At 68.0% G+C, this 25042-nt stretch carries 24 protein-coding genes; 9 read left to right on the forward strand and 15 right to left on the reverse strand.

Annotated features, from left to right (window positions below; genetic code table 11):
* Positions 1–5: 5 nt before the first annotated feature.
* Both mycP and eccE read left to right on the forward strand, forming a co-directional pair.
* The gene (gene mycP / locus EL337_RS01875; RefSeq protein WP_109860106.1) at positions 6–1394 is read left to right on the forward strand and encodes a type VII secretion-associated serine protease mycosin; all 1389 of its coding nucleotides are present in this window, start codon (positions 6–8) and stop codon (positions 1392–1394) included.
* A complete protein-coding gene (eccE, locus tag EL337_RS01880) occupies positions 1391–2311 on the forward strand; it encodes a type VII secretion protein EccE (protein ID WP_048632475.1) in 921 nt (306 codons plus the stop codon). Before mycP ends, eccE begins: the two co-directional genes overlap by 4 nt.
* On the opposite strand, the gene EL337_RS01885 is transcribed toward eccE, so the two are convergent.
* Positions 2298–3503: an alpha/beta hydrolase family protein gene (locus EL337_RS01885; protein ID WP_048632474.1), complete on the reverse strand. Its 1206-nt coding sequence runs from the start codon at positions 3501–3503 to the stop codon at positions 2298–2300. The genes eccE and EL337_RS01885 overlap by 14 nt on opposite strands.
* A gap of 38 nt (positions 3504–3541) precedes the next feature.
* On the opposite strand from EL337_RS01885, the gene EL337_RS01890 reads away from it, so the two are divergent.
* Positions 3542–4309 carry a trans-aconitate 2-methyltransferase gene (locus EL337_RS01890; RefSeq protein WP_048632473.1) on the forward strand — a complete coding sequence of 256 codons (768 nt, stop codon included), beginning with the start codon at positions 3542–3544 and terminating at the stop codon, positions 4307–4309.
* On the opposite strand, the gene cysC is transcribed toward EL337_RS01890, so the two are convergent.
* The 6 genes from cysC to EL337_RS01920 all read right to left on the reverse strand — a co-directional run bounded on the left by cysC (position 4306) and on the right by EL337_RS01920 (position 10419).
* Positions 4306–6171, reverse strand: coding sequence for a sulfate adenylyltransferase subunit CysN (cysC, locus tag EL337_RS01895; RefSeq protein ID WP_048632472.1), 1866 nt, complete (start codon positions 6169–6171; stop codon positions 4306–4308). The two genes, EL337_RS01890 and cysC, sit on opposite strands and share 4 nt — an antisense overlap.
* Positions 6172–6234: 63 nt before the next feature.
* The gene (gene cysD / locus EL337_RS01900; protein ID WP_048632471.1) at positions 6235–7155 is read right to left on the reverse strand and encodes a sulfate adenylyltransferase subunit CysD; all 921 of its coding nucleotides are present in this window, start codon (positions 7153–7155) and stop codon (positions 6235–6237) included.
* The gene (gene stf0, locus EL337_RS01905) at positions 7152–7955 is read right to left on the reverse strand and encodes a trehalose 2-sulfotransferase (RefSeq protein ID WP_048632470.1); all 804 of its coding nucleotides are present in this window, start codon (positions 7953–7955) and stop codon (positions 7152–7154) included. The genes cysD and stf0 overlap by 4 nt, the downstream gene beginning before the upstream one ends.
* A 66-nt stretch (positions 7956–8021) precedes the next feature.
* Positions 8022–9392 carry a sulfatase family protein gene (locus EL337_RS01910; protein ID WP_048632469.1) on the reverse strand — a complete coding sequence of 457 codons (1371 nt, stop codon included), beginning with the start codon at positions 9390–9392 and terminating at the stop codon, positions 8022–8024.
* Between the two features lie 47 nt (positions 9393–9439).
* Positions 9440–9922, reverse strand: coding sequence for a hypothetical protein (locus EL337_RS01915; RefSeq protein WP_048632468.1), 483 nt, complete (start codon positions 9920–9922; stop codon positions 9440–9442).
* A 14-nt stretch (positions 9923–9936) separates the two neighbouring features.
* The gene (locus EL337_RS01920) at positions 9937–10419 is read right to left on the reverse strand and encodes a hypothetical protein (RefSeq protein ID WP_048632467.1); all 483 of its coding nucleotides are present in this window, start codon (positions 10417–10419) and stop codon (positions 9937–9939) included.
* Positions 10420–10542: 123 nt separating this feature from the next.
* On the opposite strand from EL337_RS01920, the gene EL337_RS01925 reads away from it, so the two are divergent.
* Complete coding sequence (locus EL337_RS01925; RefSeq protein WP_370737158.1) at positions 10543–11151, forward strand: phosphatase PAP2 family protein; 609 nt, start codon at positions 10543–10545, stop codon at positions 11149–11151.
* Here EL337_RS01925 and EL337_RS01930 read toward each other — a convergent pair.
* Positions 11105–12598 (reverse strand): bifunctional phosphatase PAP2/diacylglycerol kinase family protein, encoded by a 1494-nt coding sequence (locus tag EL337_RS01930; protein WP_048632466.1) that lies wholly within the window; start codon positions 12596–12598, stop codon positions 11105–11107. The two genes, EL337_RS01925 and EL337_RS01930, sit on opposite strands and share 47 nt — an antisense overlap.
* A gap of 61 nt (positions 12599–12659) precedes the next feature.
* Here EL337_RS01930 and EL337_RS01935 point away from each other — a divergent pair, with 61 nt between their 5' ends.
* The 3 genes from EL337_RS01935 to EL337_RS01945 are packed head-to-tail and all read left to right on the forward strand — an operon-like array spanning position 12660 to position 14774.
* Positions 12660–13250 carry a winged helix-turn-helix domain-containing protein gene (locus EL337_RS01935; RefSeq protein ID WP_048632619.1) on the forward strand — a complete coding sequence of 197 codons (591 nt, stop codon included), beginning with the start codon at positions 12660–12662 and terminating at the stop codon, positions 13248–13250.
* Positions 13250–14065 carry an SRPBCC family protein gene (locus EL337_RS01940; RefSeq protein ID WP_197724168.1) on the forward strand — a complete coding sequence of 272 codons (816 nt, stop codon included), beginning with the start codon at positions 13250–13252 and terminating at the stop codon, positions 14063–14065. Before EL337_RS01935 ends, EL337_RS01940 begins: the two co-directional genes overlap by 1 nt.
* Before the next feature lie 49 nt (positions 14066–14114).
* On the forward strand, positions 14115–14774 hold the full coding sequence (locus tag EL337_RS01945; protein WP_048632617.1) for a L,D-transpeptidase family protein: 660 nt from the start codon (positions 14115–14117) through the stop codon (positions 14772–14774).
* Between the two features lie 18 nt (positions 14775–14792).
* Here the strand turns inward: EL337_RS01945 and EL337_RS01950 are convergent, their stop codons facing one another.
* Entirely contained in the window at positions 14793–15251 is a 459-nt protein-coding gene (locus EL337_RS01950; protein ID WP_048632465.1) for a nuclear transport factor 2 family protein, read from the reverse strand.
* A gap of 159 nt (positions 15252–15410) precedes the next feature.
* On the opposite strand from EL337_RS01950, the gene EL337_RS01955 reads away from it, so the two are divergent.
* On the forward strand, positions 15411–17210 hold the full coding sequence (locus tag EL337_RS01955) for an Hsp70 family protein (protein ID WP_048632464.1): 1800 nt from the start codon (positions 15411–15413) through the stop codon (positions 17208–17210).
* A gap of 141 nt (positions 17211–17351) precedes the next feature.
* On the opposite strand, the gene EL337_RS01960 is transcribed toward EL337_RS01955, so the two are convergent.
* The 5 genes from EL337_RS01960 to EL337_RS01980 are packed head-to-tail and all read right to left on the reverse strand — an operon-like array spanning position 17352 to position 23014.
* The gene (locus EL337_RS01960; RefSeq protein ID WP_048632463.1) at positions 17352–18365 is read right to left on the reverse strand and encodes an ABC transporter ATP-binding protein; all 1014 of its coding nucleotides are present in this window, start codon (positions 18363–18365) and stop codon (positions 17352–17354) included.
* On the reverse strand, positions 18362–19357 hold the full coding sequence (locus EL337_RS01965; protein WP_048632462.1) for an ABC transporter ATP-binding protein: 996 nt from the start codon (positions 19355–19357) through the stop codon (positions 18362–18364). Before EL337_RS01965 ends, EL337_RS01960 begins: the two co-directional genes overlap by 4 nt.
* Positions 19354–20316 (reverse strand): ABC transporter permease, encoded by a 963-nt coding sequence (locus EL337_RS01970; protein WP_048632461.1) that lies wholly within the window; start codon positions 20314–20316, stop codon positions 19354–19356. Before EL337_RS01970 ends, EL337_RS01965 begins: the two co-directional genes overlap by 4 nt.
* Entirely contained in the window at positions 20316–21347 is a 1032-nt protein-coding gene (locus tag EL337_RS01975) for an ABC transporter permease (RefSeq protein WP_048632460.1), read from the reverse strand. Before EL337_RS01975 ends, EL337_RS01970 begins: the two co-directional genes overlap by 1 nt.
* Positions 21348–21352: 5 nt before the next feature.
* Positions 21353–23014 carry an ABC transporter substrate-binding protein gene (locus EL337_RS01980; protein ID WP_370737154.1) on the reverse strand — a complete coding sequence of 554 codons (1662 nt, stop codon included), beginning with the start codon at positions 23012–23014 and terminating at the stop codon, positions 21353–21355.
* 211 nt (positions 23015–23225) lie between these two features.
* Between EL337_RS01980 and EL337_RS01985 the strand changes: the two genes are divergently transcribed.
* Positions 23226–24179, forward strand: coding sequence for an L-lactate dehydrogenase (locus EL337_RS01985; protein ID WP_048632615.1), 954 nt, complete (start codon positions 23226–23228; stop codon positions 24177–24179).
* Here EL337_RS01985 and EL337_RS01990 read toward each other — a convergent pair.
* Positions 24168–24893, reverse strand: a complete 726-nt coding sequence (locus EL337_RS01990; protein WP_048632614.1) for a hypothetical protein — start codon at positions 24891–24893, stop codon at positions 24168–24170. The two genes, EL337_RS01985 and EL337_RS01990, sit on opposite strands and share 12 nt — an antisense overlap.
* Between the last annotated feature and the right edge of the window lie 149 nt (positions 24894–25042).

Genomic DNA, 25042 nt, shown 5'->3' on the forward strand with positions numbered 1-25042 from the left:
CAGGCATGGGATGTGAGTCGGTGATCCGTCGCGTGGGTACCGTGCTGGCGGTCGTCGCGGCGGTCGTCGCGGTCAGCGGACCGTCCGCCGCGGCGGTCACGCCCCCCGAGCCCGATCCGGCGGTCGCCCCGCCGACGGGCAGTGCCGGGCCCGTCGCGTCGATGACGCAGCGCAACCCCTGCACAACCGGGGGCGCCATCCCCGGCACCGATACGACGGTGCCGAGCCCGAACCAGTTGTCGCTCAACTTGTCCGAGGCCTGGCGGCACAGTCGTGGGGACGGCCAGTTGGTCGCGGTCATCGATACCGGGGTCGCGCCGGGTCCACGGCTGCCCAACGTCGAGGCCGGCGGCGACTTCATCGAGTCGGGCAACGGCCTGACAGACTGCGACGGCCACGGCACCCTGGTGGCAGGGCTCATCGCCGGACAGCCGGGTCCGGACGGGTTCTCGGGAGTCGCGCCGGCCGCGCGGATCCTGTCCATCCGGCAGTCGTCGTCCCGGTACGCCCCGAGCGATCCGGGAGAGGACCCGGTGCTCGCGCGCGCCAGCCTGGACGCGCAGACGCTGGCTCGTGCGATCGTGCGCGCCGCCGACCTGGACGCGCGCGTCATCACCATCTCCACGGTCAGCTGCATTCCCGTCGGCAAGAACTTCGACCAGAGCGAACTCGGCGCCGCCCTCCGGTACGCCGCTGTGGACAAGGACGCCGTGATCATCGCTGCGGCAGGAGATTCCGGTGACGCCGGCGCGGGTGCCGCGTGCGAGTCCAACCCCCTGTCCGATCCCGCGCTGCCTTCGGACCCCCGCAACTGGTCTGGTGTGGCCACCCTGTCCGTTCCCGGCTGGTGGCAGCAGTACGTGCTGTCGGTGGGTTCGCTGGGGCCCGGTGGGCAGCCCTCCCCGTTCACCATGGCCGGACCGTGGCTCGGGATCGGCGCACCGGGAGAGAACATCACGTCGGTGAGCAACGACGCGGCAGGCGGCCTGGCCAACGGGCTGCCCGGCGCCGACCAGCAGCTGGTCCCCATCAGCGGCACCGGTTACGCGTCGGCCTATGTGTCAGGCGTTGCGGCGTTGGTGCGCAGCAGGTTTCCCGAACTCACCGCCCCGCAGGTGGTGGACCGTCTCACCGGGACCGCGCACGCCGCCGCCCGCTCACCGTCAAACCTGGTCGGTGCCGGCAGCGTCGATCCCGTGGCGGCGCTGACGTGGAACGTACCTGCCGGCCCCGACGCCGATTCCGCGGCTGCCACGCAGGTCGCTGCTCCGGCATTGCCTGCGCCGCAGGATCCGCTGCCACGCGTCGTCGCGTTCGCGGGCACCGCGGTTCTGGCACTCGTCGCGCTGGCTGCGCTCCTGTGGAACAGAAATCGAAAGGACACCCGGTCATGAACGTCCGGCTCACCCTCGCCGCGCTGGTCGTCATCCCGGCGGCGATGGCCTTCCCGTGGCAGTCCACATCACAGCGCTGGCTGCTCGGTGTCGCCGTCGCGATCGTCGTCGTGCTGTTCGCCTGGTGGCGTGGCATGTTCGTGACCACCATTGTCGCGCGCCGTCTCGCGATGCTGACCCGTCGTCGCGTTCCCCGCGGCACCAGCAGCTCGGCCGAGTACGCCACCGTGACGCTCCGCGTAACCCCCCGTGAGACGTCGGAGTTGCCGGTGGCGTTGGTGGCCGGCTACCTGGATCGGTACGGCATCAGCTTCGACAAGGTCCGGATCACCGGCCGCGACCGCGGCGCCGTGCGGACCACCTGGATCGCGCTGACCCTCGGCGCGGCGGACAACGTGGCGGCTCTGACCGCGCGGTCCCCGCAGATCCCGCTGCACGCCACCGCCCAGCTGGCTGCCCGACGGTTGGCCGATCACCTCCGGGAGATCGGGTGGGAGGTGTCCCTCGACGACGCACCGGACGTACCGGTGGAAGACGGGGGCAGGGAGACCTGGCGTGGTGTCACCGACGGTCGCAGCCATCTGGCCGCGTACCGGATCGCGGTCGACGAGCAGCTGGCCGAGACCCTGTCGTCGGTGTGGTCGTCGGGCGCCGACGAGACCTGGACGGCCCTCGAGTTCTCCGGCAGCAGAACCCGTCCCGAGGTGGCGGCAGTGTGCGCACTGCGCACGGGTGAACGGCCGGGCAGTCGTGCACCGGTCGCCGGTCTGACACCCCAGCACGGCGTGCACGGTTCCTCGCTCACCGCGCTCGCACCGGGATCGGATCTGCGACTGTCCGCGCATCCGGTGCCGGTTCCGTCGGGGCTGCCTGCCGGGTTGAGCTGGCCGGCCGGCGCCGCGCTCAGTCGAACATGAACTCCCCGAGGAAGCGCGTCATCCGCCGCAGGTAGTCCGGCTGGCTGACGTGCAGCACATGGTTGCCCGGGAACCAGTGGAACGCGCAGTGATCCCAGTGTTTCCACAACAGCTCGGCCTGCTCGGGAGGTGCCAGGCGGTCGCCGAGCCCGGCGATGATCAGCCGCCGCTCCTTGGCGGGCAGTGGACGGTAGTTCAGCGGCGACGAGTACATGGTTGCGGCGTCGGCCAGTTCGGTGTCCGAACCGGCCAGCCAATCACGCAGCGCGACAACCTTGTTCGCGGGAAACCACTCATCGACCGTGCGGTCGGGGGTGACCACTGGGACATTGGGGATGACCGCCTGGATCCGGTCGTCGACACTGGCGATCAGCGCCGAGGTGTAGCCGCCGAGTGACATTCCGGTCAGCGCAATCCGATCGACGCCGGTGAACTCGAGATAGTCGATGATCGAGCGGAAGTCGTGCACCGCCTGTGCCATCGCCTCGGCGAAACCGGCCATCCCGTGCGCGAAGTACCCGTGCCCGCTGAACGGCGAGTACTTCTCGGCGCGGCGGCCGTGGAACGGCAGGGTGTACAACATGACGTCGTAACCGCAGCGGTAGAACCACGGCAGCGAGAAGAACAGTCCGTTGAACAGATACGCCGACCCCATGAACCCGTGGATCAGGCACAGCGTCGGCCGCGGGCCGTCGTCGTGGCGCCAGTGCTGGGCGTGCACCACGTTGTTGCGCACGTAGCGCGCGCACTGGTCCCGCAGGGCAGGGTTGACGGCCTGGAAGCTGCTCTCGAACCGGATGTTGCGGACGTTGCCGTGCGCCAACCACTCGGCGATCGGGTTCGCGGGCCGCGTCGACACCCGCGGCGGTGACGCCGGGGCGGGAAACGACAGGTTCGGGTCCTTGGCCGCCGCCAGCTCGGCATAGAACCTCAGATGGTCCTGTTCGGCGCGGGTCTCGGAACGGCGCAGTGCGGTGGCCACGGATGGGAGCATCGTGGCGCTCAACAGCGACGCGATGGACGTGCGCAGCGCCAGGTCCGCGACGGCCGACGAATCCACGATCAGCCGCTGCCGCGTGGTCAGGTCGATCCGGCGCGGCAACCCGCGCGCGGTGGCGTCTGCGCCGGGGACGTCCGGAACCGGGATGGGCGGCGCCTCATCGGGCACACTGTCGGGTTCCACGTCTGGCATGCTAACCGCGCGTCGATGCGAAGTGTCAGACTGTCGCCATGTGGAACCCGGACGTCTACCTGACCTTCGCCGACCACCGTGGCAGGCCCTACTACGATCTGCTGGCACGGGTCGGGGCCCGCACTCCACGCCGCATCGTCGATCTGGGCTGCGGGCCGGGCAATCTCACCGAGACGCTGTCGGTGCGCTGGCCCGACGCCGCGATCGAGGCCTGGGACTCGTCCCCGGAGATGGTGGAGTCCGCGCGGGCACGGGGCGTCGACGCGAGAGTGGGCGACGTCCGCGACTGGACTCCGGCGCCCGACACCGACGTCGTGGTCAGCAATGCGACGTTGCACTGGGTGCCCGAGCATGCCGAGCTGCTGGTCCGCTGGGCCGCGCAACTCGCCGAGGGGTCGTGGCTCGCCTTCCAGGTCCCGGGGAACTTCGATGCGCCGTCCCATCAGGCTGTGCGCGACCTGGTGCGCCGGCCGGAGTGGTCAGAACTGTTGCGCGACTTTCCTTTCGAGAAGTCGGAAGTTGTGAGGACGGCCGACGGCTACGCCGGGCTTCTGACCGACGCCGGCTGCGCGGTCGACGCCTGGGAGACCACCTATGTGCACGAGCTGACCGGGGCGAACCCGGTGCTGGAATGGATCCACGGCACGGCGCTGCGGCCGGTGCGCGCCGCCCTGTCGGACGAGCAGTGGGCGCAGTTTCGCGATGAGCTGATCCCCGTGCTCGACGTCGCCTATCCCGTCCGCTCCGACGGCATCACGTTCTTCCCGTTTCGGCGGATATTCGTTGTCGCCCAGGTGAAGGACTAGCGGCGCTGGTCGAGCAGCTCGATGACCTGCGCCACCAGCTGATCGATGTCTGCGCCGGTGGTGTCGAGCACCAGGTCGGCGTTGTCGGGAGGCTCGTAGGGCGCGTCGACGCCGGTGAGCCCCTTCAGTTCGCCCGCCCGCGCCCGGGCGTACAGCCCCTTCGGGTCACGTTTCTCGCACTCCTCCCGCGGCGTCGCGACATAGACCTCGATGAACGGGAGCTTCGCCGCGTCGTTGAGGGCCCGCGCGATCTCACGGTCGGACTTCAGCGGCGACACCAGGGACGCGAGCGCGACCACACCCGCGTCGGCGAACAACCGAGTGAGATGCCCGACCCTGCGGATGTTCTCGGCGCGGTCACCCGCGGAGAAGCCGAGGTCGTCGGACAGGCCGTGGCGGATGTTGTCGCCGTCGAGCAGGTAGGCGACCTGACCCGAATCGACCAACGCCCGCTCCACCGCCACGGCGACGGTCGACTTACCCGACGCCGGTAGACCCGTGAACCAGATGGTCGCGCCGCGCTGCCCGGTGGCCGCCCTTCGGTAGTCCCGTTCCAGAGACGAGGGATGCCAACGGATGTCATTGCGTGTCTGCTCACCGGGTTTCACCTCACGGGGCTCGACGATGGTCCCCGCACCCACGGTGTCGTTGGACGTCTCGTCGATGAGGATGAACGCGCCGCTGTCGCGATTCTCGGTATACGGGTCGGCGACCACGATCGAGCTGGTGCGCAGCGTCACCACCCCGATGTCGTTGAGGACCAATTCCACCGGGTTGTCGAGCTCGTCGAGCGTCTCGGGGTCGAGCCTGGAGTGCAGCGTCTGCACGGTGGCACGGACCGTGCGGGTGCCCTGCTTGAGAGCCAGTCGATCGCCCGCGCGCAGCGGAGCGTCGCGGAACCAGCACACGGTGGCGTCGAGCTCGCGGGCCAGCACCGGCAGCGTCGCATCGTCGGCCCCGCTGACGAACACATCACCCCGACCGACGTCGATGTCATCGGCGAGCTCGATCGAGACCGACAGGGGTGCAACGGCTGTCGGGCGCTCGTCGTCGAGGGTGTCGACTGCCGTGACGGTCGATCGGGTGCCGGCAGGAAGGCTGATGACGGAATCCCCGACGCTCAGCGTGCCGGCGGCCAATCGGCCCGTGTAGCGGCGGCGCTGGTGTGGGCTCGGTCGGGACACCCACTGCACCGGAAGGCGCAGGCTGCGCGACTCCGCATGCGGTGCGGTCAGTTCCACCGACTCGAGGTACTCCAGCAGGGCTGGTCCCTGGTACCACGGCGTGTTGTCCGACCGGTGCACGACGTTGTCGCCGAGCTTCGCCGCGACGGGGATGACGGTGATCTCGGCGTCGCCGAGCCGCGCAGCCACCCGCTGCAGCTCCACCTCCACCTCGCGGAATCGACCCTCGTCGAAATCGACCAGGTCGATCTTGTTGACCGCTGCGACAAAGTGCTTGATACCCAACAGCTTCGCGATTCGAGCATGGCGGTTGGTCTGGCGCAGCACGCCGGCGCGGGCATCCACCAGGAGCACGGCGACATGCGCGTTGGAGGCTCCGGTGAACATGTTCCTGGTGTAGCGCTCGTGTCCGGGGGTGTCGGTCAGGATGTAACTGCGGTTCTCGGTCGAGAAGAACCGGTAGGCGACATCGATGGTGATGCCCTGTTCGCGTTCGGCGCGCAGACCGTCGGACAGCGCGGCGAGGTCGGCCACCCCCTCCTCGTCGGTCACCGCCTCCAGATGATCCAGCGGCAGGCTGTCGGTATCGTGCAGCAGCCGTCCGATCAGCGTGCTCTTGCCGTCGTCGACCGATCCCGCGGTGGTGATCCGCAGCAGCTGTCGTGTGGTGGCGCTCATCAGTATCCTCGCTTCTTCGCGCGAGCGCTCATCAGTATCCCCGCTTCTTCGCGCGAGCGCTCATCAGAAATACCCCTCGCGCTTGCGGTCTTCCATCGCCGCCGCCGACGTCCTGTCGTCGGCCCGGGTCTCGCCGCGCTCGGAGACCGTGGCAGCGGAGATCTCGGAGATCACCTTGTCGATGGTCGTCGCCCGGGAGCGCACCGCGCCGGTGATGGTCAGGTCACCCACCGTGCGGTAGCGGACCCATTCGACCGACGAGGTCTCGCCGTCGTTCGGCCGGGCGTACTCGGAGACGGCGAGCAGGATCCCGTCCCGCTCGAACACCTCACGCTCGTGGGCGAAGTAGATGGACGGCAACTCGAGCTTCTCCAACTCGATGTAGCGCCAGATGTCGAGCTCGGTCCAGTTGCTCAGCGGGAACACCCGAACCTGTTCCCCGCGGCGGATCCGGCCGTTGTAGAGCGACCACGGCTCGGGACGCTGAGCGCGCGGGTCCCATTGACCGAACTCGTCGCGGAAGCTGAGGATGCGTTCCTTGGCGCGGGCCCGCTCTTCGTCGCGACGCGCTCCGCCGAACGCCGCGTCGAAGCGGCCGGCCTCCAACGCGTCGAGCAGCGTGCGGGTCTGCTGCCGGTTGCGTGAGCCCAGTGGTCCGGGGTCGGCCACCCGGCCGGAGTCGATGGTCTCCTGCACCGACGCGACGATCAGCTTGTGCCCTTCCCACGTCACCCGCCGGTCGCGAAATTCGATCACCTCGTCGAAGTTGTGCCCGGTGTCGACGTGCATGACGGGGAACGGCAGCGGTCCGGGCCGAAAAGCCTTCTCCGCCAGACGGAGAAGGACGATCGAGTCCTTTCCTGCCGAGAACAGCAGCACGGGCCGCTCCAGCTCGGCCACCACCTCGCGGATGATGTGCACGGCCTCGGCTTCGAGCAGCCGGAGCTCGTCCACGCGGACGGCGTCGTCGGTGTCTGTCGTCATGTGGGAAGACCCTCCCTCTCTGCGTCGGCGCGATAGCGGTCCACCCATTCGTCGGACCGCTGATCGGCCTGGCGCTCCAGCGCCGGTGCGGGCGCCAGGCGCGGATCCTGCCCGATCCTCTCCAACACCTCGGCGACCACCTGGGTGAGATTGCGCCACAGCACCGGGTAGGGCACATCGATGGGCTGGACGTTCTCCTCGGCGAACCAGTTGCGCCAGCCGGCATCCTGGGCCCGCAGCATCGTCACCACGTGTGCAATCGCCCCGGCGTGATACTCGGCACGTGCATCGCGCACCGGGTCGGGCCTGCCGCGCCAGACCCGGGTCTGGACCGCCCGCCAGAACGAAACCGCCTGCGAGACAACGTCCGGTCGATAGACATGGATGAGAACGGGGTCGCTGCCGACGACGTCGCGGATGGCGGAGAGCAGCCCGGTCCCGGAACGGTCGGGCAAGCCTGCGGCGCGCTGCAACAGTAGCGGCGTCTGGTTCCACATCAGCTTGCCGCCCCAGATGCCGTTCGGGGTCCGCCCGACGGTGCGGATGTAGTCCCGCCAGATCTCCGGTGGGGCCAGATCGGGCTTGCCCTCGTCGAGCGGGTCCAGCAGCCGCAGGATCGATTCGTCCTCGACGCCCTCGAACCATTGGCGCGGCTGCGGCGACTGACTGGTGGTCGGCAGATACTGGAAGAACTCGCCGGGCTCGCCGGCCACCCCGGTCGCCCGCAGCGATTCCACCAGCAACGTGCTGCCGCTGCGCTGAGAGGCGAGCACCAGGTACGCCGTCGGGCTGGCTGACATGCGCGAGAGCTTAACCCCAATCGCCTGAGGCAGCACCACCGGGATTTGCGATCGTGCTGAGTGAAACTATTGTGCGGCGCCGCGATCTTGATCGAGGCCGCGCTCGACGGCAGTGGCTGAGCGACTTGGGATCTCGAGTTTGTTGATGTGGGCGTAGGTCTGCGTATAGCGGTCGGCGATGCGGCTGCCCGCGAAGTCCGACGGGATGACGTCCCTGGTCTTCTGACGCCATTCGTTGAGCAGCAGGGCCAGCTCGGTGCCGACAGCCTCGGCCCTCTCGGTGGCCTCGGGGCCCAGCAAATTGGTTGTCTCGGTGGGGTCGGCCTTCAGGTCGTAGAGCTCGCGTTCCGGCCGTGGAGTGCAGGCCAGCGGTTCGACGACGCGCCCCGGTGCGCTGTCGGCGATGTCCCACGGCAGATCGAGCAACGGCCGTACCGCGTAGTTCTCGATGTAGCTGTAGTCCTTGGTGCGGATCGCGCGGATCGGATCGAACGAATCGTGGTAGGTCTTCATGGTGTAGACCTCGGTGCGCGCAGGGTCGGCTCCGTCGGTCAATTGTGTTGCGTGGGAGAGCCCCTCCACATCCGGCGGGATGTCGAGACCGAGCAGTTCGAGCAGCGTGGGCACCAGGTCGACGCCACTGAAGAGTTCGTCGTAGATCCTCGGTGTCGCGGCACCGCCGCGCGGCGGCCGCACGATCAGCGCGATACCCGTACCCGCGTCGTACAACGTGGACTTCGCACGGGGGAGGGCGGGCCCGTGGTCGGTGACGAAGACGACCCACGTGGTGCGGTCGAGCCCGGTCTGCTCCAGCCTGTCGAGGAGCTGACCCACCGCGGCATCGGCGACGGTGATCGCTCCGTAGAAGTCGGCGAGATCCTGCCGGATGTCGGCGGTGTCGGGCAGGTAGTCGGGCAGCGTGACCGCCTCGGCCTCGGCGGGTTCATAGCGGTCGTGCGGATAGGGCCGGTGCGTTTCGAAGAAGCCGGTGGTCAGCAGGAACGGCTCTTTCGGCGCGTCGCCGAGCCATCGTGTCGCCTGCTCGACGACATATTCGCAGTACGAGTTGGACACGTCGAACTCGTCGAATCCCAGCCTGGCCGGGTACGAGGTTTCGTGTTGCATACCGAAAAGTGCTGTGTACCAGCCATGTTCGGACAGCAACTGGGGGAGTGTGCGGACCTCGGGCCGGTACTCCCAGCCGTGATGGGCCAGGCCCACCAGGCCGTTGCTCTGTGGGTAGCGCCCGGTGAACAACGAGCCGCGCGACGGTGAGCACAGTGGCGCGGTGGCATGCGCGGAGGTGAACAGTGTGCCTTCGGCGGCCAGTTGGTCCAGTCTCGGGCTGTCGACGTCGGCGTGCCCGTACGCACCGAGATAGCGGCCGAGGTCGTGCCAGTGCACGAGCAGAACGTTGTCTCGGCGTGGTGTGGTCACGGGTTCCTTTCCTGTGTCGACACCGTGTGCGGGGAAAGCGCGAAGGATTACGGGTGGTAGGGCACCCCGACGGCACGGAAGACGAATTCCGGGGGTGCGTCGAAGGCCAGCGACGTGCGGGGCACCTGCGCCAGCACATCCTGCGGGATCTCGTCCTTGTAGTGCAGGGACAGCTCGCCCGAGCAGCGAGAGTCGACGGCGGCGACGTCGACCTCCAGGGTCAGGCCGGTGCGCGACAGTTCGGCTTTGACAGCGCCGGTCTGCGGGGCGTCGAAGCGGTGGTCCATAGTCCGGCCGGCGAGCTTGGGCACCGACGACAGCGTCGCGAGCACCCGCTCGTTGGTGATGACCAGCGAGCCGACGTAGCTCGCGATGCTGCCCCCGGAGCGCAGACCCGGCACGGTGCCCCGGAAGCGGCGGGTGACGGGGACGTACTCGGCGAGGAACAGCACTCCCTCGGCATCGACCTCAGCGCGCAGGGCGCTGGGAAGCCTGCCGATTCGGAACAGCTTCCGAAGAAATACGGCCATGCACGAACGGTAGCTCAGCCACGCGGCACACCGAGCACGCTGTAGACGAACGTGGGCGGAACGTCGAAGGCGAGCGTGCGCGCGGGCACCCGGGCCAGCACGTCGGCCGATAACCCCGTCGTGTACGTCACCGACAGGGTCCCGGAGAACTGCGGGTCGACCGACGACAGGTCGGCGACCTGCAGCGTCAAACCGGTCGCCGACAGCGTGCCGCTCACCGCGCCCGTCTTCGGCGTAGTCCAGGGCTGATCGACGGCCCGTCCCGACCTACCCGGCAGTGCCGACATGGTCGCCAGCAGTCGCCGGTTCGTCAGGACCAGCGCTCCGCCGTAGCCGCGCACCAGACCGACCGACCTGCGGCCGGGGATGTGACCGGTGAACCGCGCCGCCACCCCCACGCATTCGGACAGATGGATGACGCCCTCGGCCTCGACCTGGGCACGCATGTCGGCGGGAAGTTTGCCGATACGGAACAGCCTGCGCAGCAGTCCGGCCACAGGTGCAGCGTAATGGGTCCCGTAATATTTGCCACACGAATTGGTGGTACAGCTTGTCTCGTGAATGTGACCAGCCGATGGCTGATCGGCGCCGCCATCGGGGCCGTCGGCATCTACGCGCTCATGTGGGTGGGGTTTGCCCAGGATTGGTCGTGGCTCGCGCGTGTCGATACCGCCGCGCTCGACGCGGCGTACCGCTTCGGTGAAGCCCGCCCCGGCTGGGTGACCGCGTGGGACATCTACTGCACGGTGCTGGGGCCCGGGGCGTTCCGGATCGCGACGGTCGTGGTCATCGTCATGGCCTTCGTCCGACGCCACATCCGCGTGGCGATCTTCCTCATCGTCAGCGTCGAATTCAGCGGCATCGTCACCGAGACCGCCAAACACTTCGCCGACCGCTCGCGACCGGACACCGCGATGGTGTCGGCGCTGTCGTCATCGTTCCCGTCGGGTCATGCCCTAGGTGTCATGGTGTGCGTCGCCGCGCTGCTCGCCGTCGCTCTACCGCGGGTGCGGCCGGGACGGCGGGCCGGTCTCATCGCGCTCGGCGCCGTGATCGTCGTGACGATCGGCATCGGCCGGGTGGTGCTCAACGTGCACCACCCCTCGGACGTGGTGGCCGGATGGGCCCTCGGCTACGCGTACTTCGTCGTGTGCCTGCTTCTGGTGCCGCCGACGGCACCCGTCACCACACGGGACGAAATACCTGAAGCGCTCGATAACGCACGCTGAAGCTCGCCTCGTCGAGCTCGGTGCCGACCTCGCCGTCGAGCGCCAGCACCGTCGGGCCGTCGGGGGACCGGAACGCGAACTCCGGCACGCGCAGCTCGTGATAGAGCGGGCTGCGCTCGAGCCGCCCCAGCGCCACCGCCGTCAGGATCCGGAGCCGGCTCAGCCGGCGTCCGGTTTCCAGGATCCGGATGTCGATCAGCCCGTCGTCCATCCGGGTCCGGCGCGACGGCGCGAAGCCCGACGGCAGGTACGTGGAGTTGCCCAGGAAGAACAGCGACGTCAGCAGCGATTTGTTGTCGTACTCGATGCGCACGGGCTCGTACCGCCGCAGCGTGTGGAACATCGCGTAGATACCGGCCAGCGGCTTGCCGATCTTGTGCTCCAGCTTCTCCCGGGTCTGCACGAACCGCGGGTAGGCGCCGATGCTGGCGGTGTTGATCACCATCTGCTTCTCGTTCAGGCAGACCATGTCGACGCAGTACACCGAGCCGTCCTGGATCGCCGCGACGGTCTTGGCGGTGGTGTCGCACCCGATGTCCTTGGCGAAGTGGTTGAACGTACCCGCGGGGAACACCGCCAGCGGCATTCCCGCTTCGAGTGCGATCGCCGCCGCGGTGGCCACGGTGCCGTCGCCGCCACCGATGCCGAGCACCTCCGCGCGCTCCGCGGCCGACTGCAGCACCTGCACCACGTCGTCGTCCTCGCCAAGCTCGACGATCTCGGCCTGCGGGAGTGCCTCGCGCACCTCGTCGAGCACGCGCGCGCCGGTACCGCTTCCGGAAGCGGGGTTGATGACGATGGTGACGCCCTTGCCCTGCGGGCGCGCCGGGGCGTCCACCCGTAGCGGCTCGACGTTGGGCAGCCGCGTCTCGATGACGGGCGGCACCACTCGCGCTCCCAGCACCGCGATCCCCGCGCCGAGGCCGAACCCGGCGAGGACGTCGCCCGGGTAGTGCGCCCCGGTCGCCACCCGTGACATGCCGACAAGGCCGGCCAGCAGAGCCAGTCCGAGGCCCAGCGGCGCCGTCTCCAGCCCGACTCCGACGGCGAACGCCGCTGCGCTGGCCGAGTGTCCCGACGGTAATGAGTTGGACGTCGGGAACCGGCGGCCCTGCCGGGCCAGCGGCACGAGCAGGCGGCTCGGACGTTCGCGTCGCCACACCCGCTTGGCCACCTGATTGGTGAGCAGGCTCGTCACCCCCAGCGTCAGCACGCCGCGGGTGGCGCCGCGCTTCATCGACGGCGTGCCGAACGCGGTCAACCCCGCCGCGATCGCGAACCACAGCTTGGAGTGGTCGGCGGCGCTCGTCAGCCGGGGCATGACCGCGTCCAGGAGCGGGCTCGGCGATTCCGCGACCGCCTCGAAGACCTCGCGATCCAGCGTGCCCAGGCCTTCGCCGATCTGACGGATACCGCGGCCGCGACGTCGCAAGGTCCCAAGATTCATACCGCCAACCTATCTGCCGCATCCCTTGACAGATTTTTCTGTCAAGGCGACGATGGGTTTTGTGCTCGACATCGAGGTCATCGCCGACCCCGCCGCGGCGGTCAGCGCGCTCGATCCGATCCGCGGCAGGCTGCTCGCCGAGCTGGGCGAACCCGCCTCCGCCGCCACCCTGGCCGCCCGGGTCGGGATCACCAGGCAGAAGGTCAACTACCACCTGCGGGCGTTGGAGCAGCACCGACTGGTCGAAGCTGCAGGTGAGCGCCGGTGGGGCGGATTGACCGAGCGTCTGCTCGTCGCGACCGCGTCGTCCTACGTCGTGTCGCCCGCGGCACTGGGTCCTGTTGCGGCAAACCCAGACGCCGCCCGCGATCGGCTGTCGGCCGGCTACCTGATCGCGGTGGCCGCGCGCGCGGTCCGTGAGGTCGGCGACCTGTGGCGCGCCGCGCGCGACACACGCAAGCGGTTGGCGACGCTGACGATCGACACGTCGGTCACCTTCCGGTCCGCCGCCGAGCGTGCGGCATTCACCGACGAACTGGCCGCCGCCGTGACCGGCCTGGTGGCGCGCTACCACGACGAAAGCGATCCCGGCGGCCGCCCGCACCGCGTGCTACTCGCCGCCTATCCGATGCCGACGCGAAAGGACCGGTAATGCCTCTGAAGAAGGACGACGACGGGCGCCGCTGGGTCGAGGTGGAGTTCCTGGTTCCCGGAACGCCGGAGCAGGTGTGGGACGCGATCGCCACGGGTCCCGGGATGAGCGCCTGGTTCACGCCCACCTCGGTCGACGAACGCGTCGGCGGAGCCATCGCTTTCGACTTCGGCGACGGTGCGGTCAGTTCCGGGGTGGTCACCGAGTGGGAACCGCCGGTGCGGCTGGGATACGAGGAGCATGAATGGAGCGGCGACGCGCCACCGGTGGCGACCGAGGTCACGGTCACCAGCCGCTCGGGTGACCGGTGCGTGGTCCGCATGGTGCACAGCCTGTTCACCGATCAAGACGACTGGGACGACGAGTTGGAGAGCTTCGAGACCGGCTGGCCCGGATTCTTCGAGGTGTTGCGGCTGTACCTGCGTGACTTCCCCGGTCAGCCCGTCGCCGGTGTCCTCGCTGCCGCCACACATCCGGGCGACATGGCGTCCGCGTGGTCCTCCCTGGCGGCCGCGGTGGGAGTCGCCGGGGTCGACGTCGGCCAGCGATGCGAATCCCGTTTCGCCGCACCGCAACTGGCCGGGGTGGTGGAACGCATCGCGCAGAAGCGGGATTTCCGCGACGTGATGGTGCGACTGGACGCACCCGGTCCCGGCATCGCCGTCGTGGGCGGCTGCGTCGCAGACGGCCAGACCAGGGTCATGGTCAGCCTCTATCTGTACGGGGAATCCGCCGCCGACACTGCCGAGGCAGAAGCGCCGAAATGGCGGACCTGGATGGCACAGTTGGTGCATGCCGATCGCGCCTCGACCTGACCGTGTCCTGTCGGGGCGCGCGAAGCGACGGGCCGACGGTGTCCGCGTCGTGCGCCGCCTGGTGATCCTGCTGTGTGCGGCGGCCCTGGGCTTCCTGAGCGCACCGCATGCCGGCGCCGAGTTCTCGCCCTGGTTCGCGAACTCGGTCGGCTCGGCCACCCAGGTGCTCGCCGTCACCGGAACCGGGGGGTCCGACGCCAAGCTCGACGTGTGGGAGCGGACAGCGGCGGGGTGGCGACCCGTCACCGGTGGTGTCGGCGTCCCGGCCAAGATCGGCGAGAAAGGCATGTCGCCCAACCATTTCGACGGGTCGATGATGACGCCGAAGGGGATCTACACACTCGACTTCGCGTTCGGCACCCAACCTGATCCGGGTAGCGGCCTGAAGTATGTCCAGGTGGGGTCCAACCACTGGTGGGACGGCGACATGAAGAGCCCGACCTACAACACCATGCAGGTGTGCGACAAGGAGAACTGCCCGTTCAACACGTCGCTGAGCGCGGGCACCGAGAACCTCGACATCCCGCAGTACGCGCACGCGGTGGTGATGGGCGTCAACAAGGAGCGGATCCCCGGCAAGGGCGGCGCATTCTTCGTGCACAGCACCGACGGCGGACCCACCGCGGGATGTGTGGCCATCGACGACGCCACGCTGGTGACGATCATGCGCTGGCTGCGGCCCGGCGCGATGATCGCCATCACCGAGTGACCTACCGGTCCAAACCGCTCAGATGTTCAGCGCGCGCCCGGCCTTGACCTTGAACTCCAACGCGTCCAGCTTCATCGACGCGTCGTAGGTGCGGTCATAACCGGTCTCGGAGATCTTCCAGCCGTCGGGGGTGCGCCGATACCTGTCGTGGTAGAAACCCGCACCGATCAGCATGAAGTTGAAGTCGGGCGCGATCACCCGATCCTGCAGGTACCACGTCGCGGTGGCCTCGTCGCCGTCGACGGTGATCTCCGGATGGTTGACCCGGTGCTCGGTGAGAATCTCGGGTCCCAACGAGTTGCGCATGAAGCCGACCAGATCGTCACGGTTGGTGAAGTGGTGTTCCTCGCCGATCGACTCGCCGTACCGGCCTTCGACGTCCTCGGTCAGAGTGTCGGCGAAATCGTCCCAGTTCTTGGTGTCGAGCGCGCGGAGGTAGCGATATTTGACCTGTTTGATCTCGTCGATGTCACTCATGGCGACATTGCAGCACACCAGGGGTGTCCGACGGATCGAGTGTCCCGAAATTGATTGACGGGCGCGTCGAAACACCTGGTGGCGCAGAGGGGTTCGCCCGGGCCGGGCGCGGGGTGTCAGATGCGCCGACCCGTCGTCGCGGTTTAAGGTGCGTGAATCATGAGCGAAGCGTTGGGGTTGTCCATCGGAACCACCAACCTCGCCGCGGCAACGGTCGGCCGCCAGCCGGTGATCCGCCGATCGATGCTGACCATCTATGGCCACGCCGCCCCCGAGGTCGGGGAGGCGTCCGCGCAGCCGGGCGGGGTGGTGCTGTCCGGTTTCGTCGAACGCGTCGGCGACCCGGTGCCGCTGGTGGCGGCGGACGGCGCCACTTACCCCGCCGAACAGCTGGTGGTCGAGGCGCTGGAGGCGATGGCGGGCCTGGCCACCCGGCAGACCCTGTCCGATGTGGCGATCTCCGTGCCGTCGTACTGGAACCGGGACATCACAGACGCCCTGGCGGGTGCGCTGGGGGCCAGCGCGGTGCTGACACCGGGCGGCGGGCGGCCCCGGCTCATCTCTGACGCCGAGGCCGCACTAACCGCGATCAACGTCACCCCGGGGCTGGACCGGCGCGGAGTGGCGGTGCTGCTGGACTTCGGCGGCGGAGGCACCAGCATCACCGCCGTCGACGCGGCGTCGGCATTCGCCGTCATCGGTGGCACGGAGAGATTCGCCGAGTTCGCGGGTGACCAAGTGGATCAGGCACTGCTGAGCCACGTGCTGGAGGGCGTCGCCGGGGGCAGCGGCATCGATCCCGCCCAGACCGCCGCGGTCGGGTCGCTCGGCAGACTGCGCGAGGAGTGCCGCTCGGCGAAGGAGCGGCTGTCGGCCCAGACCGCCACCGGGCTGACCGTGGACATACCGGGCCACACCGGCGAAGTCCGGGTGACGCGAGCCGAATTGGAGGAGCTGATCGCACGTCCGCTCGACGGCGTGTTCGGTGCACTCGAGGACCTGTTGGCGCGCAACAGTATCGGCTGGAGCGACGTGTCGTCGGTGGTGCTCGTCGGCGGCGGATCGGCGATACCCCTTATCGCTGAGCAGGTTTCGCAGCGATTTCGCGTGCCCGTGGTGACGACGCCGCGCCCGGCGCTCGACGCGGCCGCCGGCGCCGCGCTGTTCGCCGCGTACGGCCGCAGTGCCGACACCGCCACCGCGGCAGCCGTCGCGGACTTCTCCACCGTGGCCGCGCCCGCCGCCGCCGACAGCACGTACGCGCTGGCGTGGTCTCAGGACGACGCGGGCGGCGACGATGTCGTTCCGTACACCGGAGAAGACATTCCCGAGCGGGCCAACCCGTACGTACTCGCCGACTCCTCGGCACGAGACGATGTCGGACGAGACGACTGGGACGCCGGTGCCACGCAGAGCCCACCCGGTCCCCGATTCCCGGTGACGCTGGTGGGAGTGATCGCCGCGGTCGCACTGCTGGCCGTTGGCGGCGCCGCCATCGCGTTGACCAGCTTCGACAGCTCCGACCGTACGCCGCCGACCCCGGGCAACGTCCCGCTGAGCAGCGCGCTCGTCCCCACCAGCGCACCACCGCCGGAGACGGTCACCGTCCCGCAGCAGAACCCGGAGACCGCGCCGCCCCCGCCGGCCAGCGAGGCGCCTCCGCCTGTCGTCACCACCACGCCGCCCCCGGCCCCCACCACGACCACGACGTCGCCGACCACCACCACGACGACGACCACCACGACCACGACGACCACCACGACGACCACGACCACGACGACCACCACGACGCCGCCGACGACGACAACGACCCCGCCGACCACGACGACGCCGCCCACGACCGCGCCGACGACCACCCGGCCGACCACTGCGCCCCCGACGACAGCGATAACGACCACCTATCTCGACATCCCGTTCGTCCCGGTGCCCATCCCGATTCTGGTGCCCGACGGCCCCTGACCAGCCGGTATCGTCCGCCCCGGTCATTTCCCGCGCAAGAAATAGGGTTTTCCCCGATTCCTTCCGAGGGTCCCCCGCGCCTATGTTTGCAACGTCGGTTCGATCGGCTGCGGAGGGGACAGCCGATCGAGCCGATTCTCGTTATCCGACCCGGTTCTCGACGACGTTGCGCGGATGATGACACGCCGCGGCGTGTCCCGCCTCGTACGCGGTCATCGCCGGCTCGTCGACAGAGCAGACATCGGTGCTCCACGGACACCGGGTGTGGAATCGACACCCGTCGGGCGGATTGCTGGGGCTGGGCACATCCCCCTCGAGGACCAACCGATCGCGCGCCTCGTTGCGGCGCGGGTCCGGAATGGGCACCGCAGACAGAAGCGCATTCGAGTACGGGTGGATCGGCCGCTCATAGAGCGCGTCGGTGCCCGAGTCCTCCACCGCCTTGCCCAGATACATGACGGCGACGCGGTCGGACACATGCCGGACCACGCCGAGATCGTGCGCGACGAACAGATACGAGAGACCCAGTTCGTCCTGCAGGTCCTTCAACAGGTTCACGATCTGCGCCTGCACCGAGACATCCAGCGCCGACACCGGCTCGTCGGCGACGATCAGCTTCGGCCTCAGCGCCAACGCGCGAGCGATACCGATGCGCTGCCGTTGACCGCCGGAGAACTCATGGGGATAGCGGTTGTAGTGCTCGGGGCGGAGGCCGACGCGGTCGAGCAGCTCCTGCACGCGGCGCTTGAGGTCGGCGCCGCTGGCCAGGCCGTGCAGATCCATCGGGTCGCCGACGATCTGCCCGATCCGCTTCCGCGGGTTCAGCGATGCGTACGGATCCTGGAAGATCATCTGCATCTGCCTGCGCAACGGCCGCAGATCCCGGCGGGACATCCCGACCAGCTCCTGCCCCAGGAAACGCACCGAGCCCGACGTCGGCGGCGTCAGCTGCAGGATGGCCCGGCACAGTGTCGACTTGCCGCAGCCGGATTCGCCGACCAGTCCCAGTGTCTCGCCGGCGTTGAGGGTCAGGCTGACGCCGTCCACGGCGCGGACGCGGCCCACCTCCCGCTCGACGATGACGCCGGACTTGATCGGGAAATGCTTGACCAGGTCGGTGACCTCGAGCAAGGGCTCGGCGGAGGATCCCGTCATGACCGCACCCGCTTCTTGACGTCCTCGTCCAGCCAGCACCGATCCAGGTGGGTCGGGCTGCGGTCCGAGTCCAGCGCCGGCGGTTCACCGCATCGGTCGAACTCGAACGCGCAGCGCGGGGCGAAGCGGCACCCCGGAGGTGGGTCCAGCAGTGACGGCGGCTGCCCGCTGATCTGGGCGAGCCGCGCGGTGCGGGGCCGGTCCAGCCGGGCCAGCGATCCGAGCAGCCCCCACGTATAGGGGTGCTGCGGCGAGTAGAAGATGTCGTCCAGGCTGCCGTCCTCGACGATCTGGCCGGCGTACATCACCACCACCCGGTCGGCGACCTCGGCGACGACACCCAGGTCGTGGGTGATCAGCACGACGGCCAGATCGCGCTCGCGGTTCAGATCGGCGATCAGTCGCAGGATCTGGGCCTGCACCGTGACGTCCAGCGCCGTGGTCGGCTCGTCGGCGATCAGCACCGCCGGCTCCAACGCCAGCGCCATCGCGATCATCACCCGCTGGCGCATGCCGCCGGAGAACTCGTGCGGGTAACTGCGCACCCGCGTCGCAGGATTCGGGATGCCCACCGATGTCAACAACTCGACGGCCCTAGCCAGAGCCTCCTTCTTCGAGACGTCACGATGTGCCCGCACCATCTCGGCGATCTGATCGCCGACCCGGTAGACCGGGTTCAGCGAGGACATCGGATCCTGGAACACCATGGCGATCTCCTCGCCGCGGATGTCGCGCAGGCCGTCGTCGTCGAGACCGGTCATCTCCCTGCCGCGGTAGGTGACCGATCCCGTGATCTTTGCGTTGGGGGCCCGCGTCAACCCGGTCAGGGTCTGGGCGGTGACGCTCTTGCCGCAGCCGGATTCGCCGACGATGGCCAGGATCTCGCCCGGGGCGAGGTCGAACGACACCCCGTCGACCGCCCGGACGATGCCGTCCTCCGTGGCGAAGCTGACCCGGAGGTCGTCGACCCGCAGGAGTGGAGCGTCACTCATGCCGGCGCCGCCTCTCCCAGCCGGATCCGCGGATCCAGTGCCGCATAGGCCAGGTCGACGAGCGTGTTGAACAGGACGATGAAGAACGCGCCGAACATCACCACGGCCATCAGCGGCGGCAGATCCAGACTGCGGATCGCCTCGCCAGCGTAGAGCCCGACACCGTCGAGGTTGTAGACGGTCTCGGTGAGGATGGCGCCGCCACCGACCACCATCCCGAAATCCAGACCGAACAGCGTCACGATGGGAATCATGGAGTTGCGCAGCACATGTCGGATCCGGACCTGACGCTCACTGAGCCCCTTCGACCGAGCGGTCCGGACATAGTCCTCGTTCATGGCGTCCAGCATGTTCGAGCGCAGCACCCGGCTGTAGAAGCCGACGAACAGTACGGCCAGCGTGAACCACGGCAGCACAAGGTGATACGCCCAATCCAGGGGATCGTCGGTCAGCGGAACATAGCTGCCCGTGGGGAACAGTTGGATCTTGTAGCTGAGGAAGTACAGCAGGATCGCCGCCAGCCAGAACACCGGCATCGAGATGCCCACCAGGGACAACACCGTCAGCGCCCGGTCGGCGAACCGGCCCGAGTGCACGGCGCTCAGATAGCCGAACAGTACGGCCAGCGACATCCACACCACCGCCGCCCCGATGCACAGTGAGAACGTCGCCGGCAGCCCCTCCCAGATCTGCTCCAGCACATTGCGATTGCTCGCATAGGAGGTCAGCTGGCCGGTGAAGATCTGCTTCATCATCGTCAGGTACTGCACGGGTAGCGGTTGATCGAGACCGAGATCCGCGTTCACCCGGGCGATGAGGTCAGGATCGGCGTTCTTACCCGCGATCCGGGCTGCGGGGTCGGAATTCGGGATCACGTTGAAGATGAGGAACACGATGACCGAGATCGCGAACAGCACGGCGACCATCCCGATCAGCCGTTTGGCGATGAACCGTCCCACTAGTGCTCCAGCCTGATCTTGGCTTTGGGATCCATCGCATCACGCAGGCCGTCCCCGAACACGTTGAGCGACAACACCGTGATGACGATCATCAGCCCGGGGACGACGGTCAGGTGCGGCGCGGTGTAGATCATCTGGAAACCGTCGGCGATCATCGTCCCCCAGGACGCGTTCGGGGGCCGGACGCCGGCACCGAGGAATGACAACGCGGACTCCAGCAGCATGTTGTTGGCGATGTTCAGCGTGAAGAACACGATGACGGTCGAGACGATGTTGGGCAGCAGTTCGCCGAACATGATGCGCAGCGGGCCCATTCCCTGGGCGACGGCGGCCTCGACGAACTCCTTTTCCCGTAGCGCCAGGATCTCACCCCGCAACGGCCGGGCCATGTAGGGGACATAGACCAGACCGATGATGAGGATCGGTATCCAGATAGAGTCCCCGGCGATGGCGACCGGGCCGAGCTTGAGACCGCCGATCGCCAGCGTGGTGCCCAGCGCGATGCCGAGCAACAGCACCGGGAACGCCCAGACCACGTCGAGCACCCGCGACAGCAGCGCGTCGATCCAGCCGCGGTAGTAGCCGGCGAACAGCGCGACGAGCACCGCCAGCACCGTGGTGACGGCGGCCGCGGCAACCCCGATGTAGATCGAGGTCCGGCCGCCGTACATCAACCGCACCATGACATCCCGCCCGTTCTGGTCTGCCCCGAGCAGATAGCGGCCACGCAGCCCGGGACCCAACGGCGTGCCGTCGGGGGCGACGATGTCGGTCTCCGTCCCGTCGACCAGCACGGTGTCGGTGATGTGGTTGTCGTTCGGCCCGGTCTGGGCCACGTACTCGGCCCACAGAGGCGCACACAATGTGAACACCACCAACAGCACGAACAGCACACCGCAGCCGATCGCCACTTTGTTGCGGCGCAGCCGGAGCCACGCCAGATACCACGGGTTGCGGCCCTGTATCTGTGCTGCGGGAACGCCGGTGGGTAGCGGTGGCTCGCCGGGAACCTCGGTGAGGGGAGTGGTCACGCGCGCTACTTCAGCGCGAACGACGAGTAGTCCTGGTTGAACAGTAGGTGGTGATAGGACTTGTCGAAGTCCATCCGCTCGGACAGGAACGTGGTGAACTGCTCGTTGCCGTACGGGGCCCAGACGGCCTGTTCCATGTATGCCCGGTCCAGATCGGCGTACTGCTGCTCGACGCCCTCGTCGGTGATCTGCTTGGTCAGCAGCTCGTCCATCTTGGCGTTGTTGGGCCCGATGTTGGCTCGCGACAGGTTGTTCCCGTTGGTGGGCAGGATGCTGTCACCGTGCAGCAGCGGCCGGAAGAAGTCATCCGGGTGGGGGAAATCCTGGAACCAGTCCGCGAATCCGGTGTCCACGTCCGGGGTGGACTGATTGCCGACGGTGGTCCAGTAGACGTCACCGGCGATCACTTTCAGCGTCGCGTTGAAGCCCAGCTGGGTCAGCAGGTCGTGGTAGTACTCGCCGATCCGCTTGCGATCCGGCTCGTCATCGGTCCAGACGGTGATGTCGCGATCTGCCGGATTCGCCTCGGCGATAAGTTGTTTCGCTTTGTTCAGGTCAGGTCCGGGATACAGCTTGTACTCCTGGTAGCCAGGCATGCCCGGGGGCAGTACCTGCTGGGTGGGGTGCAGCCTGCCGCCGAAGATCCGGTTCAGCGCCTCCGGGTCGATCGCGTAGTTGATCGCCTGGCGCACCTTGACGTCGTTGAACGGCGCCCGCTCGGTGTTCATGAACATGTAGTAGGTGTTGATCGAATCCTCCATGCGGAATCGGTCCGAATAGCGAGACCTGATCTCCTGCAACCGGTCCGACGGGGGTGGGTCGATCATGAAATCGACCTTGTTCTGGATGATGTCGGTGACCTGCGCGCTCTGGTTCTTGTTCTCGAGCAGGGTGATCTTGTCGACGCCGGCGTCGGCGACATTGTCTGCGCCCGCGTCCTTGACCGTCTGGAATTGCGGGTTGCGTTCCAGCGTGAGGCTGCGCGGTGCGTCGACAGCGGTGATCATGAACGGTCCACTCGAAGGCGGTGGGCTGTTGGTGGCATCGGCATCCAGCGGCGTCGTCGGCGGTACGGGCGCCGCGAACATCAGGCCGAGCAGATTGTCGAAAGTGCCGTTGGGCTCGGTCAACTGGATGGTGATGTCGCCCGTCGCGTCGTCGGTGGTGATACCGGTGATGGTGTCGGCGGCGCCGTCGGCGTATTCCTTGGCGCCGGCGATCACGTCGTAGAAGACCGAGCCGCCCGAATCCGCTTTGAACAGCCGCTGGATGGCGTAGGTGAAGTCCGACGCCTTGATCGGTGTTCCGTCGGAGTAGGACATGTCAGGTCGCAGCTTGAGCTTGTAGGTCAGGCCGTCAGGCGAGATCTCGGGCATGGCCTCGGCCAGCCCGGGCACCACCTCGGTGCCCTCTTTGCCCTTGGCGTGCTTATAGGTGAGCAGGGGCGTGTAGACGTTCCACAGCACCTCCCAGCCCTCCAGCGTGTAGGACAGCTGCGGATCGATGTAGTCGGGGAACGATGTCGCGTTGATCGTGATCTCCCCGCCGGCGCTTTCGGTGCTGTCGTCGCTGCCGCAGGCGGCCGCCCCGAAGGCGGTGAGTGCAACGACGCACGCGATGGCCAGTGATTTCCGCGCCGCGCGCAGTGTGTGCATTGTGAATCCCATGCTTGTCGGAGCGTTGACCTCAACAGATCTACGCCTTTGTTCGGCCCGCTACGCATTTTTGAGGAAATTTTCCGATTGGCAACTCGAGTTTCACAGCGTTCTTCCAGACTGTTCACCTGCACAGCGCCCACGTCGGCTGTGAAAACGCAGGCAGCGCCGTTCTTTTCGCGCGCGTCAACACCATGGGTGGAACGTGCATAACAATGTGGCCATGCCCGTGGAACAGAACGCCAAGGTCTCGGTCGTCGGAATGGGAAGCGTGGGCACGGCGATCGCCTACGCCTGCCTGATCCGGGGGTCGGCGGGATCCTTGGCGCTCTACGACGTCAACGCCGGCAAGGTGCGCGCCGAAGTGCTCGACCTCAATCACGGCAGCCAGTTCGTTCCGCACTGCCGGATCACCGGCTCCGACGACATCGCCGTGACGGCACGCTCAGCGGTTGTCGTGGTGACCGCGGGAGCCAAGCAGAACCCCGGTCAGAGTCGCCTGGAACTGGCCGCGGCCAACGTGGCGATGGCACAGTCGCTGACGCCGAAGTTGCTCGCGCATTCGCCCGAGGCCGTCATCGTCTTCGTCACCAATCCCGTCGACGTCGTCACCTTCGCCGCCGTCCAGTCCGTCGACGCGGCGCCGGGGCAGGTGTTCGGATCGGGAACTGTGTTGGACTCCAGCCGGTTTCGCTACCTGATCGCCGAGCGGGCCGATCTCGCCGTCGGTAACGTCCACGGTTTCATCGTTGGCGAGCACGGAGATTCGGAGATCTCCCTGTGGTCGAGCGTGTCGATCGGGGGAGTTCCCGCCGCGAAGTTCCGCCGCGACGGCGTGTTCCTGTTCGACGAGGACTCCCGGCGACGCATCTCCGCGGACGTGGTCAACGCCGCCTACGAGATCATCGCGGGCAAGGGGGCGACCAACCTGGCGATCGGGCTGTCGAGCGCGCGGATCATCGAAGCGATCCTCGGCAACCAGCATCGGGTCCTGCCGGTGTCGACGGTGCAGGCGGGTGCCTACGGCATCTTCGGGGTGGCGCTGTCGCTGCCGACCGTCGTGTCGGCGGGCGGTGCCGGACGAGTCCTCGAGGTGTCGTTGTCAGAAACCGAATTGGTGGGGCTGCAGGCGTCGGCGACCACGCTGCGGGCAGTCGAGGACTCCCTAGGCCTGTGACGGCCGGGCCTGGCGCTCCACCCAGCGCCGGCCCTCCTTCGCGGCGCGGGCCAGCGCGCCGCATTCACCGAAGTACGCCGCGATCGCGCCGACGGCGGGCAGCATGCTCAGGTATCTGAACGGCGCCCGCGAGTGCGGCCGCTTGGCCAGCTCGTCGCCGATGGCGTCGAACAGGCCGATCAGGTTCCACACCGCTTTGGCGACGCCCACGGGGCTGTTCGGGATCACGGCCAGTCGCCGCTCGCCGGCCGCGTCGTACACGACGACCGACAGGTCCCGATCGCAGAGCACCGAGGCCAGCATCCGCACCTGGGTGCGCTGGTCCGTTGCACCGAGCTCGCGCGCCACCGCGCACAGCACGGCGGCCTGGCTGACGAAACCGATGAGGTCCTGGATCGGGAGGCGGCGTCCTAGGACGCCCAGGACGCCGGGGGCGGCCACCGCGACCGTGTTCAGCGCGCCCACCCGCCACACCCACCAGTGGATCCGGGCGTCGATGTCCATCTCGGCCCAGGTCTTGGTGCCCGGTATGCCCACAGCGTTGAGCACCCGGCCGATACCGTCGTCGCTGAGTTTCACGCCGAACGGGTCGCTGTCCCACAGGACGTCGAGCAGCGGGTTGATGATCCGCACTGCCGCGGTCAGGGCGGCCTCGACGCCGGCGTCGGTGATGTGCACATCGGGTGTCGGCAGTACGTCTGGCAGCAGGCTCACCACCACATGATGTCCTGCGAGGTCGCCCGCCAAACGTCGACGTTGCCGAGCCGTTTGCTGAGCTCCCATGGGTGACGACGAGGGGAATCCCCGATTCCCCGTGCGTCAATTTCTCCGTACGGTCATGAACGTCATACCACCAGCTCATA

Origin of the sequence: Mycolicibacterium aurum (assembly GCF_900637195.1) — a bacterium.
GTDB classification, from domain to species: Bacteria; Actinomycetota; Actinomycetes; order Mycobacteriales; family Mycobacteriaceae; genus Mycobacterium; species Mycobacterium aurum.